The 13,169-nt window shown below is 65.4% G+C and carries 12 protein-coding genes; 5 read left to right on the top strand and 7 right to left on the bottom strand.

Annotation, left to right across the window (positions count from 1 at the left end; translation table 11 throughout):
- Positions 1–56: 56 nt before the first annotated feature.
- Positions 57–980 carry a transglutaminase family protein gene (locus BLU29_RS11135; RefSeq protein WP_091057820.1) on the bottom strand — a complete coding sequence of 308 codons (924 nt, stop codon included), beginning with the start codon at positions 978–980 and terminating at the stop codon, positions 57–59.
- Between the two features lie 936 nt (positions 981–1,916).
- On the opposite strand from BLU29_RS11135, the gene BLU29_RS11130 reads away from it, so the two are divergent.
- Positions 1,917–2,873: an IS110 family transposase gene (locus BLU29_RS11130; RefSeq protein ID WP_091054872.1), complete on the top strand. Its 957-nt coding sequence runs from the start codon at positions 1,917–1,919 to the stop codon at positions 2,871–2,873.
- A 166-nt stretch (positions 2,874–3,039) separates the two neighbouring features.
- Here BLU29_RS11130 and BLU29_RS11125 read toward each other — a convergent pair whose 3' ends face one another.
- The 6 genes from BLU29_RS11125 to ispE form a co-directional block, all read right to left on the bottom strand.
- Entirely contained in the window at positions 3,040–4,446 is a 1,407-nt protein-coding gene (locus BLU29_RS11125) for a hypothetical protein (protein WP_157693802.1), read from the bottom strand.
- Complete coding sequence (locus BLU29_RS11120) at positions 4,397–4,969, bottom strand: prepilin-type N-terminal cleavage/methylation domain-containing protein (protein WP_091057815.1); 573 nt, start codon at positions 4,967–4,969, stop codon at positions 4,397–4,399. The genes BLU29_RS11125 and BLU29_RS11120 overlap by 50 nt, the downstream gene beginning before the upstream one ends.
- Positions 4,947–5,444 carry a prepilin-type N-terminal cleavage/methylation domain-containing protein gene (locus BLU29_RS11115; protein WP_091057814.1) on the bottom strand — a complete coding sequence of 166 codons (498 nt, stop codon included), beginning with the start codon at positions 5,442–5,444 and terminating at the stop codon, positions 4,947–4,949. Before BLU29_RS11115 ends, BLU29_RS11120 begins: the two co-directional genes overlap by 23 nt.
- Positions 5,445–5,461: 17 nt before the next feature.
- Positions 5,462–6,082: a hypothetical protein gene (locus BLU29_RS11110; RefSeq protein WP_091057811.1), complete on the bottom strand. Its 621-nt coding sequence runs from the start codon at positions 6,080–6,082 to the stop codon at positions 5,462–5,464.
- Between the two features lie 452 nt (positions 6,083–6,534).
- Positions 6,535–8,298, bottom strand: a complete 1,764-nt coding sequence (ptsP, locus tag BLU29_RS11105) for a phosphoenolpyruvate--protein phosphotransferase (protein WP_091057808.1) — start codon at positions 8,296–8,298, stop codon at positions 6,535–6,537.
- A gap of 126 nt (positions 8,299–8,424) precedes the next feature.
- Positions 8,425–9,321, bottom strand: a complete 897-nt coding sequence (gene ispE, locus BLU29_RS11100) for a 4-(cytidine 5'-diphospho)-2-C-methyl-D-erythritol kinase (protein WP_091057806.1) — start codon at positions 9,319–9,321, stop codon at positions 8,425–8,427.
- 110 nt (positions 9,322–9,431) lie between these two features.
- Here ispE and pyrF point away from each other — a divergent pair, with 110 nt between their 5' ends.
- From pyrF to BLU29_RS11080, 4 genes are all read left to right on the top strand, one after another.
- Entirely contained in the window at positions 9,432–10,151 is a 720-nt protein-coding gene (gene pyrF / locus BLU29_RS11095) for an orotidine-5'-phosphate decarboxylase (protein ID WP_091057804.1), read from the top strand.
- A 74-nt stretch (positions 10,152–10,225) separates the two neighbouring features.
- The gene (gene ispD, locus BLU29_RS11090) at positions 10,226–10,924 is read left to right on the top strand and encodes a 2-C-methyl-D-erythritol 4-phosphate cytidylyltransferase (RefSeq protein WP_091057801.1); all 699 of its coding nucleotides are present in this window, start codon (positions 10,226–10,228) and stop codon (positions 10,922–10,924) included.
- The gene (gene ispF, locus BLU29_RS11085; RefSeq protein ID WP_091057798.1) at positions 10,921–11,409 is read left to right on the top strand and encodes a 2-C-methyl-D-erythritol 2,4-cyclodiphosphate synthase; all 489 of its coding nucleotides are present in this window, start codon (positions 10,921–10,923) and stop codon (positions 11,407–11,409) included. Before ispD ends, ispF begins: the two co-directional genes overlap by 4 nt.
- Before the next feature lie 16 nt (positions 11,410–11,425).
- A complete protein-coding gene (locus tag BLU29_RS11080) occupies positions 11,426–13,048 on the top strand; it encodes a peptide ABC transporter substrate-binding protein (RefSeq protein WP_091057796.1) in 1,623 nt (540 codons plus the stop codon).
- The last annotated feature ends 121 nt before the right edge of the window (positions 13,049–13,169 follow it).

The raw sequence follows: 13,169 nt of genomic DNA, 5'->3' as shown, positions 1-13,169 counted from the left end.
TCTCGGTCGCCTTCGGCGCCGCCGCAGGCAGGTAAACTTGGTCCGGGGATCTTTACTTAAACCGGATCCGTCCGCACGACCCACGAGTTGTCGAGCCGTTTGCTGAAGTCCACCGGATCGCCGACGCCGACCGTGCCGCGCGCCACCTGATAGGCCCAGACCTCGAAGTAGGTCAGCGTAGCACCACCATAGATCGTCGAGAACGCCCCGTCCACGGCGTCCTGCCCGCACGACACCTTGATCCGGCCGATGCGTGGCACATGGAAGCGCGCGTCGGTCGTATGCCACTCGCCGCCGAGATACACCTCGGCGTAGGCGTGGAAATCCATGTGGTTCTCCGGGTCGGGAAACCCGATGTCCGGCAAGTGGCCGGTCACGTAGCGGGTTGGCAGGTTGAAACAGCGGTTGAGCGCGATCGCCAGGTGCGCGAAGTCCCGGCACACGCCGTGGCCGCGCTGCAGGATGTCCCACGCCGACAGGTCGGGCCGGCCGGACATATAGCGGTATTCGATGTTATCGTGCAGCCACTGACTGATGGCCTGCACGCGCGGCCAGCCGTGCTCGACCGGGCCGAATTTCTCCCAGGCGAAATTGCCGAGCTTGTCCGAGTCCGCATACCGGCTGGGCAACGTGTAGCGCAGCACCGCGGGGGGCAGGTCCGCGGGCAGATGCGGCGTGCGGTCGGTCAGGTCGTGGTTGTCGGGCTGCGACGAGACGCGGACGATGGCGTCGTGCCGGAAGAGGTTGCGGCCGGGCGCGAGCTTCACGCGCGTGACCCGGTTGCCATGGCTGTCGGCAAATTCCTCCACGGGAAGGTTGTCGCCGGTGGTGAACGCCTCGAAGACGATGGCGTGGTTGCGGTCCGGGGTCGGTCGCAGGTTCAGCAGCAACATCGCCGAGCCGGTCAACTCGTAGGCCAGGCTGCACCCCACCCGCACGGTCACATCAAACAGGGGCGAATCGGGGGGAGGCGTCGCCATGATGGTTCACAGGGCAGCACAAACCCGGCCGGCGCAACTGATTTTGCTGGCGCACCTCCACCCGCAGGCGAAGGCTGCCGGTTAGCCTCTCTCCTCCTTCAGGTATCGCGTTACCTTCTTCGGGTATCGCCTATCCCTCTTTGGGTGTGGCGTCTCCTTCTTCGGGTCGTGCGTTACCTCCCTTGGGTATCGCAATACCCGGCTCGGGTATCGTGTCTCCCTCTTTGGGTCGCGCGTCTCCCGCTTTGGGTATGGCGTGACCTTCTTCAAGTGTCGTGTGACTTTCTTTGGGAGACGCGTGTCCCGCTTTGGGTATGGTGTGTCCCTTTGAGGGTCGCACGTCTCCCGAAGGTCGGCCCGCGGGCTGGAAAGCCCGGAAAGGGATACCCAAGCCCTCCTAGGCGTAAAACAATCAATCTGCGGGCTGCGTAACGACCTTTTCTGCATCAAAATCATGTCGCGACATGTTGCTGCGACCCGAAATCGAGGGGAAATTTCCAAATCGCCTCTTTTCAGAGGGGCGTCCCTTGCGGGCGCCCGCGGGCGGCGTCAAGCGCCGCCCCTACATGGGAGGTTTTGAAACGGACTCCCGAGCGGGTTTTCAAACCCGGTTTGTCGTCCTGAGCGCAGCGAACGCCATATCGCGAGCGAAAGCATGGATCCTTGTATGTCTTGGGCGATGAAAGTTGAAAAGGGTTTGGCCCGAGCCGGGCTCCGAGAATGGGCCCGATGGCTCGTCGGAGGAGGCCGGCTTGGGCTGGGTTGCCAAGTCAGTCCGGGTGGATTGACTGGAGGCCGCCCACCAGGGCGTTCGCCGTGCAGGCCGCACGGTGGACGGCAAGACCGACAGATCGCTGGATCCTTGGGCCCTCGAGCCCGTAGTGAAGCCGGGTCGCGGTCTTGTGCCTGGTCAAACCTCGAACCGCTGAAAGAGTCATGAACTCGTATTACAAGGTAGAGTCGACCGAACCTGTGCGGTACGTCAGCTTGGATATCTCCAAGGCGCGCCTGGACTACACCATTGCCGGCCAGAAGTGCCGGCAGGTCCCGAACACGGCAGCGGGCATTGCCACGCTGATCACCCTCGTCCAGCCGCTGCCGGGAGTGCGCGTGGTATGCGAAGCGACGGGCGGGTATGAACGCCGGTTGCTGGAGCAGCTGCACCAAGCGAGCGTACCGGTCTGCCGCTTGCAGCCCGGGCGGGTGCGTAACTTCGCCCGGGCGGAGGGCACGCTGGCCAAAACCGACAAGATTGATGTGGGGCTGATCTATCGCTACGCTTGCGCGATGCATCCCCGCGTGGAGAAGCCGCCGCTGCCCGAGGTAACCGCGTTGCGCGAGCTGCTGGATTATCGCCGGCAGCTGGTAGATCAAGGCACGCAAACGGCCAACCGGCTGGAAACAGCAGGCCCGACCTTGCAGGCCTTGCTGCAGGCGCAACGCGAGCAACAAGCCGCCGCCCTGGCCAAGGCCGACGAGTTGGTGGCGCAGCAGGTGCGGGCGCATCCCGCCCTGCGGGCCAAGGCAGAGCGGATGCAGCAGTTGCAAGGGGTCGGTCCGGTGCTGGCGACGACGCTGTTGGCGTACCTGCCGGAACTGGGCGAAGAGGACGACAAGCGCATCGCCGCCTTGGTCGGAGTGGCCCCGCATGCCCACGACAGCGGCGAAACCTCCCGGCCGCGCCATGCCCGCGGTGGCCGCGTGGAGGTCCGCAACGTCCTGTACATGGCCGCAGTCAGTGCCTCCCAGCACAACCCGGTCCTGTCGCTGTTCTATCAGCGACTCCAGGCCGCCGGCAAACCCGCCAACGTCTGCCTGCTCGCCGTCATGCGCAAAATGATTGTCGTGCTCAACCGCATGCTCAAAGACCCACACTTTACCCTTGTCGGCTGACACCGCTGCTTCACTGCGTTCAGGATGACAGCAAACGGGTGTTGTTGGGTTTGAAGACACTCCTGGCGGCATCAAGCCGCAGGGTGAAAGCCAACCGGGCCGGGCCGCCCGGTTTTTTCATGTCCGGATGTGGGCGTCCACAAGGGACGCCCCTGCAATAAGCGCTTCAGAGGAAAAGATTGGTGAACGGGGCACGGGCGTCGCGTTTGAACGGGCTCGTGCCGGTCGACGCGTCCGTCAGCTCGACCCAGGTCTTCACGTAGTAATACGGGCTGGCGGCCGTCCCGCTGAGCTGGGTGTCGTAATGGAGCGTGGCGTTGCCGCTGAACTTGACGGAGTTCCCGACGACCGCGCCAGCGATCGTGGCATTGCCGGCCACGGTGATGTCGGCATTGGGGGCGTTGACGACCCCGGTGAAAGTGCCGTTGCCGCCCACGGAGACGGTGGACCCTGCGGCGCCCAGGCCGTAGAAGCTGGTGTTGCTGGGCACATTGGTGGCATTCGTCACGCCGTTGCCGCCGATCTGCAGGTTGCCGTAGCCATACACGTTCAACGAGGCGCTCGAGCCCACCGTGATGCCAGCTGTGCCGCCCATGGACATGTCCCCGGTGATGATCAGATCCACCGGCCCGTTGATGGTCACGGTATTGTGTCCGCTCAGGCTCACGCTGCTGGCGGTGTAAAGGTAGCGACCATTGGCCTGCGGCACATCCCCGCTCTGCGGGAGGGTGGCGCTGGTTAGCGCCCCGAGCGAGATAGCGGTGCCGGAAGGGGCGGTCGCGACCGGGATGTTCTGGTTGAAATTCGTGAGGACGCGGGACGGATCAACCTTCACCCCGTTGGGCGTGCTGGCTCCGGTGACACTGCCGCTGCTCCCGATGATCGGTGCCGCCCCGCCCGTCTCCAAATAGCCATAGACGGTGGCATTGCCGATGTTTGGGCTCACAGTCGTGGAATTCGAGGCCACCACGGCCTTGTCGGTGCGGTTGGTTGACGCGTTGGGCACTCCCGTCAGCGAACTGTAGGCGTCGATGGAGACGTTGCCGTTGAAATTGATCGCCCCCTTGGAGAGGATGGCCGCAGCCTGTGTGGCCCGTTTGACCACCTGCACGTAGATCTGCTTGGCAATCGGCGCCTGCTGGGGATTGGGGAATGTCACCAGGCCGGCCACGGTGACCGTCACCACGCTCAGGGTGTTGGCGGTCCATCCGTCTATGCGGATGTAGATATTCCCGGTGCCCTGGCCGAATTGGTAGGCCGCCTGGCCCGTCCCGTTGACGCGCTTGACCCAGGAGGCAGCGTTGTCGGGGGCGGCGCTGTAACCGGTGGCAACCCCGACGTTGGCATTGTTGATATCGAGCATGGCCAGATCGATGCCGGCTTCCGCCAGATTCATGGCGGTGCTCTGGTAGAACGAGCGCGTGGCGAGCCTGGCCTCCGTGTTGGCATGGGTCAGGAAATACGCCGCCAGCACCGCGAGAATGGAGGCAAAGAGCAGGACGGCAAGGATCGCCGACCCGCGCTCAGACGGTCGTGGATTTGCTGCGAAGCGTGAATTGGGCGGAGATGACATACTCGGAATTGGACGCGGCGTTCGATGTCGTCAGGTAGCGCTGCATGCTCATGGACAACTGCACCTGCTTCAGGTCGACGTCGCTGGAGGGCGCGACCCCGTTGTTGTTGTAATATTTGAAATTGAAGGTCGTGACGTTGGTCGCGTAGGTCACGGCCGGGCCGCCCGCGACCGTGCGCGTGAACGTCCCGGCATTGGCGTTGTAAGCCCAGGTCACGGTCTGCCAATTGGTCCCGGTGGTGTCCGAGGGGATCAGGATCTGCAGGGACGTGCTGGAGTAGCCGCCGGCGGGCACGTCCCCGGCGGAGCGCAGGTCCCGTCCCACCTGCTCCAGCATCTTGCGGGCCTTCTCGTTCATCTCGCTGTAATTCGCCAGCGAGCGTTCGCCCTGGAGCGTCAAGATGAACGAGGTGAGCCCGGCCAGGGTGAGCAGCGCGCAGAGGGTGACGGCGATCATCACCTCAACCAGGGTGAAACCGCCCCGCGGGCGGCCCTGGCGGTCAGAGTTTGCTCCAGCCGGCATAGATGTAGTCGGAAAGTCCCTTCTCCGTGAAGATGGACATGGTCTTGCGCGTGTAGGTGACGCCGTTCTCCGGCCAGGTGATCGTGATGACAACCTGCGACTCGCCCAGCGTGCCGGAACCGGAGGCCACGAGAATCGTGAAGGCTCCGTTCACCGTCAAGCCCGTGGTCATGTTGCTGGAGAAGTTATCGGCCGAGATGAAACTGTTGAGGGCCACCGGCTGGGCCCGCCCCGCATAGGTCGTGATGTTGGCGTAATTGTTGAGCCGGAGGTTCTCCATGACCGACTGCGTGATCTGCCCCGCCAGTGTCGTCATGCGGGCGTGGCGGACATAGGCCAGGCCGGCCGACAGGGCGCTGATGCTCGAGCCGATGACCAGCACCAACAGGACGGAGGCGATCATCACTTCCAGAATGGTCATGCCGTTCTGGCGGCGGCGGACAGCACGCGGAATTTTTGTTTCGTTCTGGTTCATCAGCCCGGTCGGATGGATCACTGTACCTGCAAGGACACCACTTCCTTACCGAGCTGGTGGAGCTTCCTCTGGAGCTTCGCTTCTTCCCTGGTCAAGCGCTCCAGATCGGCGCTGATTGCCGTCGCCTTCGCTTCATCCACCGTGAAGTCATGAAAGGCCGGGGACGACCTCAATTCCGCAATGTAGTTGGCCTGCACCTCGGCCCGCCGGTTCAGGGCCTCGACCTGCTGGTCCATTTCGGTGATCTTGCCGGTGAGCGTGCGAGATTCATACTGGACCATGGCGAGACGCCTGGCCCGGCCTTCGGCACTCCAGCTCCAGGAAGCGGACAGCCCGGAAATGAGCACGGCGGACAGGCCCGCCAAGGCGAGCCCGGCAAGGGCACGCAAGCACAGCTGCTTGCGCCTGAGGTAGGCCTCGTAGGAAATCGTCTTGTCCTTCCTGACCCGGAGCTTCGGGGCGACTTTGGTCTTCGTGGCCTTCGCCGTGAGGGAACTGACAAGCTTGTCCAGTTTCTCGCTGACCCGGCGCGCCTGTTCAGATTGGCTGTCGGGCCGGACCCGGAAAGCCGGCGCGGGGGAGACGGGGCGCGGGCGCGGTTTCTCCAATGTGTCGAAATTGATCGTGGGCCAAGCCATGGTGGGTCGGAGTGTTCGCCAGTGTCTGACCTAAAACTTGTCGCTCGCGCCGAAAAGCGCCGAGGAATCCAGAGATTCAGTGCCAACCTCCCCGACGGCGTGCCACGAAAACTCCTCGAGCGTGAGGCGATAGCGACCAAGAACCGACCGAGGGTTGTCGGGTGCAGCAACGGGAGGTGTAAGGATGGCGGGCATTGGCAGAGAGTGTCCTGGCCAGCGGTTCAGTCCGGTGGTCAGGCGTGCGAAGATACTCGTCCATCGCGCTTTCCGCTATCAGGGCATTCCCGTATTAACCTCTCAGGGTTCGGCCTAGGGGGTTTTCCGCGAACGGCCGCCGTGCAAGGCGATCTCCCTGTGGAAATGCCTCCCCTCAATCAACCTGACCACTGCGTCCACTAGGGAAATAAGGCCCTGATATCGCCTAACGGCGGCAGACCTGCGTAAAGGCCTATTTACTCGGCTTTAACACGTTCGTTGAAGAACGCTTCGACCAGCGCATAGGTCTTCCGCGCGTCGGTCTGCTGCAGCGCCTCGGTGGCGAGGGCCTTCGCATCGCTCATCTTCATGGCACGGATGATGAACTTCACGGACGGCAGCAGCGTGGGCGTCATGCTCAGCTCGTCGACGCCGAGGCCGAGCAGCAGCGGCACGTAGATCGAGTCGCCCGCCATCTCCCCGCAGACGCTGACCTTCAACTTGTGCGCGTGGCCGGTGTCGACGATCTGCTTGAGCGTGCGCAGCACCGCGGGGTGCGTCGGGTCGTAGAGGTGGGCGATGCGGCTGTTGCCGCGGTCGATCGCGAGCAGGTATTGGATCAGGTCGTTGGTGCCGATGCTGAAGAAGTCGCACCGGCCCGCCAGCAGATCGCCGGCGATGGCGGCGCTGGGGATCTCGATCATGGCGCCGACGCTCATCTGCCCGTCGAAGGCCTGGCCGCGTTCCGTGAGCTCGGCCTTCGCCTCGGCCAGCAGCGCGTTGGCCCGGTCAAGCTCCTCCGGGCCGCTGATCATGGGATACATCATCTCGACCTTGCCGTGCGCGCTGGCGCGCAGGATGGCGCGGAGCTGGTTCTTGAACATCGCGGGATTCTCCAGGCACATGCGGATCGCGCGGAAACCGAGGAAGGGGTTCGCCTCCGGCCCGATGAGGTGCGGGTCGCCGGGCAGCGGCTTGTCGCCGCCGACGTCGAGCGTGCGGATGGTCACCGGCGCCGGCGCCAGGCCGCCGACGATCTCCCGGTAGGCCGCATACTGCTGTTCCTCCGTCGGAATCCTCGGGGCGCTGAGGAAAAGGAACTCGGTGCGGTAGAGGCCGACGCCCGCCGCGCGGTATTGCTGCACGAGGGCGACCTCGTCGGGCTTCTCGATGTTGGCGCGGAGCGACACCGCCACGCCGTCGAGCGTCTCGGCCGCCAGCTCGTTGACGGACATCAGGCGCGTCTCGAACGACTGCTTGGCCTTCCGGATCTTGCCGTAGCGGAAAAGGGTCTGCTCGGTCGGGTTGATGATGACGCAGCCATCGTAGCCGTCGACCATCACCCAGTCGTCGTTCTTGAGCTTGGTCGTGAGGTCTTTGGTGCCGACCACCGCCGGGATTTTCATCGACCGGGCCACAATGACCGCGTGGCTGGTGCGGCTGCCGGCGTCGGTCACGATGCCGAGCGCGGCGCTGCGGTCGATGCCGGCGGCCTCGGAGGGCGAGATGTCCTGCGCCACGATGATACGCTTGTCCACCAGCTCCGTCAGGCTCATGGCCGACTGGCCGAGCAACACGTGGAGCACGCGCTTGGCCACGTCCTTGATGTCGGCGGCGCGCTCGCGCAGGTATTCGTCGTCGATCTCGGCGAACGCCTGGATGTAGCGCTGGGCGACGGCGTTGAAGCACGTCTCGATGTTCAGTCCGGTCTTCTGGAAATCGCGGATGGTCTCGCCGATGAGCGCCTGGTCCTCGAGCACCATCTGGTGGGCGTCGAAGATGAGGGCCTCCTCCTCGCCGAGGTTCTTGGTCACCTGGGCCTGGATCTGGGAGATCTGCTGTCGCGTGACCAGCAGCGCCTGCTCGAAGCGCGCGACCTCCGCCACGCGCTTGTCGGAATCCACCGTGTATTGCGGGATCTCCAGCTCGCTCTGCAGGTAGAGGAACACCTGGCCGTAGGCGATGCCCCGGGATGCGGCGATGCCCTGGATGGTGATTTCGCTTTTGGCGGTGGACTCCATGGGCGGAAGGGCTGCGCAGATTAACCAACCGCCCTGCCATGCGGTCAATGCGGAACTAGGCCGGCGCCAGACGAATAGCAGTTGCGACAACGCGGGGGCCGGCCGGGCCCATCCCGTAGCTGCCGGTTAAACGAGCCGCGCCTCCTGCACGAAACACCGCGGGCCCCAGGCCGCCCGGATCGCGGCGATCAGCGGGGCCGTTGCCGAATCGTCACGCAGCAGGGCGAAGCAGGCGCTGCCGCTGCCGCTCAGGCGCACCGCCACGCCGAAGTCACGCGTGAGTTTCGTCAGCAGCAACGGCAGGGCGATGAACTTCGCGAAGGCCACGCCCTCCATGTTGTTGGCCAGAAGTTCCTCCCCGGGGGCGTTGCCGCCCAGCCACGCCGCCAGCGCCGCCTCGGCCTCCGCGGCGGGCCGGTAGTGCGCGGGTGCCTCGGCGGCCATGCGGTCGTAGGCCCACGGCGTGCTGATGCCAAACGAGGGCTTGAACAACAGCACGCGACGACCGCGCAGTCGCGCCCCGGCCGCCGCCGGCAGGGTCGCGATGCGCTCGCCCCGGCCGCGCATGACGACCGGCGCGTCATATAGGAACAGCGGACAATCCGAACCGAGCGCTGCGGCGATCTCCACGAGCTTGGCGCCGGCCAGCGCGCCGCCCGACAATTGGTTCAGCGCGCGCAGCGCCGCGACGGCGTTGCTGCTGCCGCCGCCAAGGCCGGCGCCCAGGGGAATCCGCTTGGTCAGCGAGAAATCCGCCCCGCCCGGCCAGCCGGTCGCCGCGACAAACGCCTGCGCAGCCTTCAGGACCAGATTGCTCCCGTCCACCGGCACCGCCGGGTCGTCACAAGTCAGATGGAACTGTTCTCCGTCCTCTGTCCTCCGTTCTCTGGCTTTGGCGACCAGCTCGTCGCCAAAGCTGAGCGGCGCCACGACCGACACCAGGTCATGGAACCCGTCCGCCCGCCGCCCGGTGACGGCGAGGAAAAGATTCAGCTTCGCGGGACTAAAAACCGAGACATCCATGAATTTTTAACCACTAATGCACACTAATGCGCCCCAATCCTAGCCCAAACCCCGCGCGATTTCTCTCTTTGATTAGTGCCCATTAGTGTCCATTAGTGGTTCCTCCCAACATGCCTTGTGATCTGATCCTGGCCCTCGATGTCCCCACGCGCGAAGCCGCCGCGCCGATCCTCCGCCAGTTGCGCGGCCAGCTCCGCTGGGTGAAGATCGGCCTGCAGATGTTCACCGCCTACGGCCCCGACTATGTGCGCGAGGTCGCCGGCCTGGGTTTCAACATCTTCCTCGACCTGAAACTGCACGACATTCCCAACACCGTGGCCAAGGCCGTCGAGTCGCTGGGCCCGCTTCCAATCCAGATGCTGACCTTGCACACCGCCGGCGGCGGCGAGATGATGCGCGCCGCCAAGGCCGCCCAGCAGAAGACCAATCCCAACCTGCTCCTGCTTGGCGTCACCGTGCTCACCTCGATGGATTCCGCCGGGCTGAATGAGATCGGTGTCACCGCCCAGTCCGCCGACCAGGTCGCCCGCCTCGGGAAACTCGCCGCCGATTCCGGCCTGCGCGGGCTCGTCTGCTCGCCGCTTGAGGTCCGGTTGCTTCGCGCGAAGCTGCCCGCCGAGGTGCAACTCGTCACACCGGGCATCCGCCTCGCGAGCGAAGCGGGTAGCGACGACCAAAAGCGCGTCATGACGCCCGCCGACGCCGCGCGCGCCGGCTCCACCTACATTGTCGTCGGCCGGCCCATCCTGCAGGCCGCCGATCCCGCGGCCGCCGCCCGGATGATCCTCGCGGAGCTCGCATCATCAAAGGCTGAAGGACTGAAAGGCTGAAAGGCTGCGCAAAAAATTTCGCCCTCTCTCTTTTTCAGCCCTTCAGTCATTCAGCCCTTCAGCCCTTTCTCCCTATGAGCCGCACCGCCGCCATCCTTCTCGCCGCCGGCAGCAGCCGCCGCATGGACGGCGCCGTGCCGGACAAGATCCTCGCGCCGCTCGGGGGCAAGCCGGTCTTCGCCCACACCGCCGCCACCTTCTACCGCAGCGGCGTGGTCGACACGTTCATCGTCACCTACCGCGACCAGCAACAGATGGTCGAACTGTCCGCCTATGCGCCGACCCCGACCCTCTTCGTGCCCGGTGGCGACGAACGCCAGGATTCCGTCGCGGCCGCGCTCGCCGAGCTGCCCGACGACGTCGGCTATGTGTTCATCCACGACTGCGCCCGGCCGCTCGTCCGCGTCGAGCAACTGATCGCGCTCCACAAGATCGTCCGCCGCGAGGACGCCGTCGTGCTCGCCCACCGCGTGACCGACACCATCAAGGAGCACCGCGGCGAGGGCCGGCTGCGCACGCTCGACCGGAAGCATCTTTGGGCGATGGAGACCCCGCAGGTCTTCGCCCGGAAACTGATTTGCCGCGCCTACGCCGCCGTGGCCCAGCGGAAACTCACCATCACCGACGACGCCGCGGCGGTCGAGCTGCTCAAGCATCCCGTCGCCCTCCTCGAAAATCCGCATCCGAATCCGAAGCTCACCACGCCGGCCGACCTCGCCTACCTCGAATTCCTGCTGGCCGGCGCCGATCCCGCGGACCTGTTCCTGCCATGACCGCCCTGCGCATCGGCCACGGCTACGACATCCATCGCACGGCCGCGGGCCGGCCGCTCGTACTCGGCGGCGTGAAATTTGACGCGCCCTTCGGGCTCGACGGCCACTCCGACGCCGACGCCCTCACCCACGCCATCTGCGACGCCCTGCTCGGCGCCGCCGGCCTGCCGGACATCGGCCACCAGTTCCCGAACACCGACCCGCGGTGGAAAAACGCCGACTCGCAGATCCTGCTGCAGCGTGTCGTTGCCGCCCTGCGCGAGCGCGGCTGGGCGCCGGTCAATGTCGACGCCACGCTGATCGCCGAGCAGCCGAAGCTCGCCCCGCGCCTCGCCGAGATGAAGGCGGTCCTTGCGAGATCCACCGGCCTGCCCGTCGATGCCATCGGCCTGAAAGCTACGACCAACGAGGGCGCCGACGACATCGGCCGCGGCCTGGCCATCGCCGCCCACGCCGTGGCCTTGATCGGGAAATTGCCGGCATAACTCGCGCCCCCAACCAATGCGTCGTCCCGCTTTTATCTGTCTTCTGTTCTCTGTCCTCTGTCTTCTGATCACCGGCTGCGCGAAGCGCGAGACGCTCGTCGAGCGCGGCAACCGCGAGGGCATCTTCCATATCAGCGTCGGCTCGGAGCCCTCTGATCTCGACCCGCATACGGTCACCGGCCTGGGCGAGGCCAAGCTGGTCCAGGCGCTGTTCGACCCGCTGGTGAGCTTTGAACCCGGCACGCTCGCCCCGGTGCCCGCGCTGGCCGCGAGCTGGGATATCTCCCCCGACGGGATGACCTACACCTTCCACCTCCGCGTGGATGCGAAGTGGAGCGACGGTTCGCCCCTCACGGCCCAGGACTGCGTGGAATCGTGGAAGCGCATCCTCACCCCGACCCTGGCGGCCGACTACGCCTACTTCCTCTACCTCATCCGCGGCGCCGAGGCTTTCCACCAGGGAAAGACGACGGACTTCTCGACGGTCGCCGCCGTCGCGCGCGATCCCCACACGCTCGTCGTCACGCTCACGCACCCGGCCCCCTATTTCCTCCAGGCCCTCCTCAACTCCTGCTGGCGTCCGGTCAACGTCCGCGCCATCGCCGCCGTCGGCGATCCCTACCGGCGGGGCACCCCCTGGACGCGGCCCGGCAAGCTCGTGTCGAGCGGCGCCTTCGTGCTGAAGGAATGGACCACGCAGCAGCGCGTGGTTGTCGAGAAATCCCCGACCTACTACGACCGCGACCGCGTGCGCCTCAACGCGATCCATTTCTACCCCACCGACAGCATCGACGCCGAGGAACGCGCCTTCCGCTCCGGCCAGCTCCACGCCACCTATTCGCTCCCCCTCTCCAAGATCCAGCCCGCCCAGCGCGACCACAATCCCGCGCTCCGGATCGACCTTAACATGGAGACCTATTTCTTCCGCCTCAACGTCCGCAAGGCGCCCCTCGGCGATGCGCGCGTGCGGCGCGCGCTCGCGCTGGCCGTCGACCGCGACACCATCGCGAACAAAATCCTCCCGGGTGGCCGTCTGCCCGCGCCGACCTTTGTGCCCCCCCTGCTCAAGGGTTACACGCCGCCCGCCGGCCAGCGCTATGATCCGGCCGCCGCCCGCCAGCTCCTGGCGGAGGCCGGTCACGCCAACGGCGTAGGCCTGCCGCCCATTGAGATTCTCTACAACAACTCCGAGATTCTCCGCCTGGTCGCCGAGGCCATCCAGCAGATGTGGCACCGCGACCTCGGGATCGACGTGCGCCTCGTGAACCAGGAATACAAGAGCGTCTTCGCCAGCCGGCGCAATGGCGACTATCAGGTCCTCCTCGGCAGCTGGACCGCCGACTACCTCGACGCCACGACCTTCCTGGACCTGTGGCGCAGCGACTCCGGCAACAACCACACCGGCTGGTCCGATCCGACGTATGACGCCCTTTCCAACCGCGCCAACACCATGGCCGACCCGGTGGCCCGCGCCGCGGTCCTCGCGGAGGCCGAGGCCCTCGTCCTCGACGCCGCGCCCATCATTCCGATCTACTTCAACACCCACGTCTATTTCCTCTCCCCGGCCGTCAAGGGCTGGCAGCCCACCCCGACGGACCACTCCGATTTCCGCTATGTCTGGCTGGAGGCCGGCAAGTAATCCTGGTTTGTCATCCTGAGCGCAGCGAAGGATCCAGCATCATGCCCGCCGGCGCTCAACGTTCTGGATGTCAAACCAGCCCTGCTGGGCTAGACTTCGCTGCGCTCAGAATGACAGTTCT

This window comes from Opitutus sp. GAS368, from assembly GCF_900104925.1.
Lineage (GTDB): Bacteria > Verrucomicrobiota > Verrucomicrobiia > Opitutales > Opitutaceae > Lacunisphaera.
The sequence above is the reverse complement of the archived record's forward strand: the minus strand, read 5'-3'. Positions and strand labels throughout refer to the sequence as shown.

Coding starts and splice junctions, on each gene's coding strand:
- ispF (WP_091057798.1), top strand. CDS start 10,921: ATGACCGCCCTGCGCATCGGCCACGGCTACGACATCCATCGCACGGCC.
- BLU29_RS11135 (WP_091057820.1), bottom strand. CDS start 980: ATGGCGACGCCTCCCCCCGATTCGCCCCTGTTTGATGTGACCGTGCGG.
- pyrF (WP_091057804.1), top strand. CDS start 9,432: ATGCCTTGTGATCTGATCCTGGCCCTCGATGTCCCCACGCGCGAAGCC.
- BLU29_RS11110 (WP_091057811.1), bottom strand. CDS start 6,082: ATGGCTTGGCCCACGATCAATTTCGACACATTGGAGAAACCGCGCCCG.
- BLU29_RS11120 (WP_091057815.1), bottom strand. CDS start 4,969: ATGCCGGCTGGAGCAAACTCTGACCGCCAGGGCCGCCCGCGGGGCGGT.
- BLU29_RS11115 (WP_091057814.1), bottom strand. CDS start 5,444: ATGAACCAGAACGAAACAAAAATTCCGCGTGCTGTCCGCCGCCGCCAG.
- BLU29_RS11080 (WP_091057796.1), top strand. CDS start 11,426: ATGCGTCGTCCCGCTTTTATCTGTCTTCTGTTCTCTGTCCTCTGTCTT.
- BLU29_RS11125 (WP_157693802.1), bottom strand. CDS start 4,446: ATGTCATCTCCGCCCAATTCACGCTTCGCAGCAAATCCACGACCGTCT.
- ptsP (WP_091057808.1), bottom strand. CDS start 8,298: ATGGAGTCCACCGCCAAAAGCGAAATCACCATCCAGGGCATCGCCGCA.
- ispD (WP_091057801.1), top strand. CDS start 10,226: ATGAGCCGCACCGCCGCCATCCTTCTCGCCGCCGGCAGCAGCCGCCGC.
- ispE (WP_091057806.1), bottom strand. CDS start 9,321: ATGGATGTCTCGGTTTTTAGTCCCGCGAAGCTGAATCTTTTCCTCGCC.
- BLU29_RS11130 (WP_091054872.1), top strand. CDS start 1,917: ATGAACTCGTATTACAAGGTAGAGTCGACCGAACCTGTGCGGTACGTC.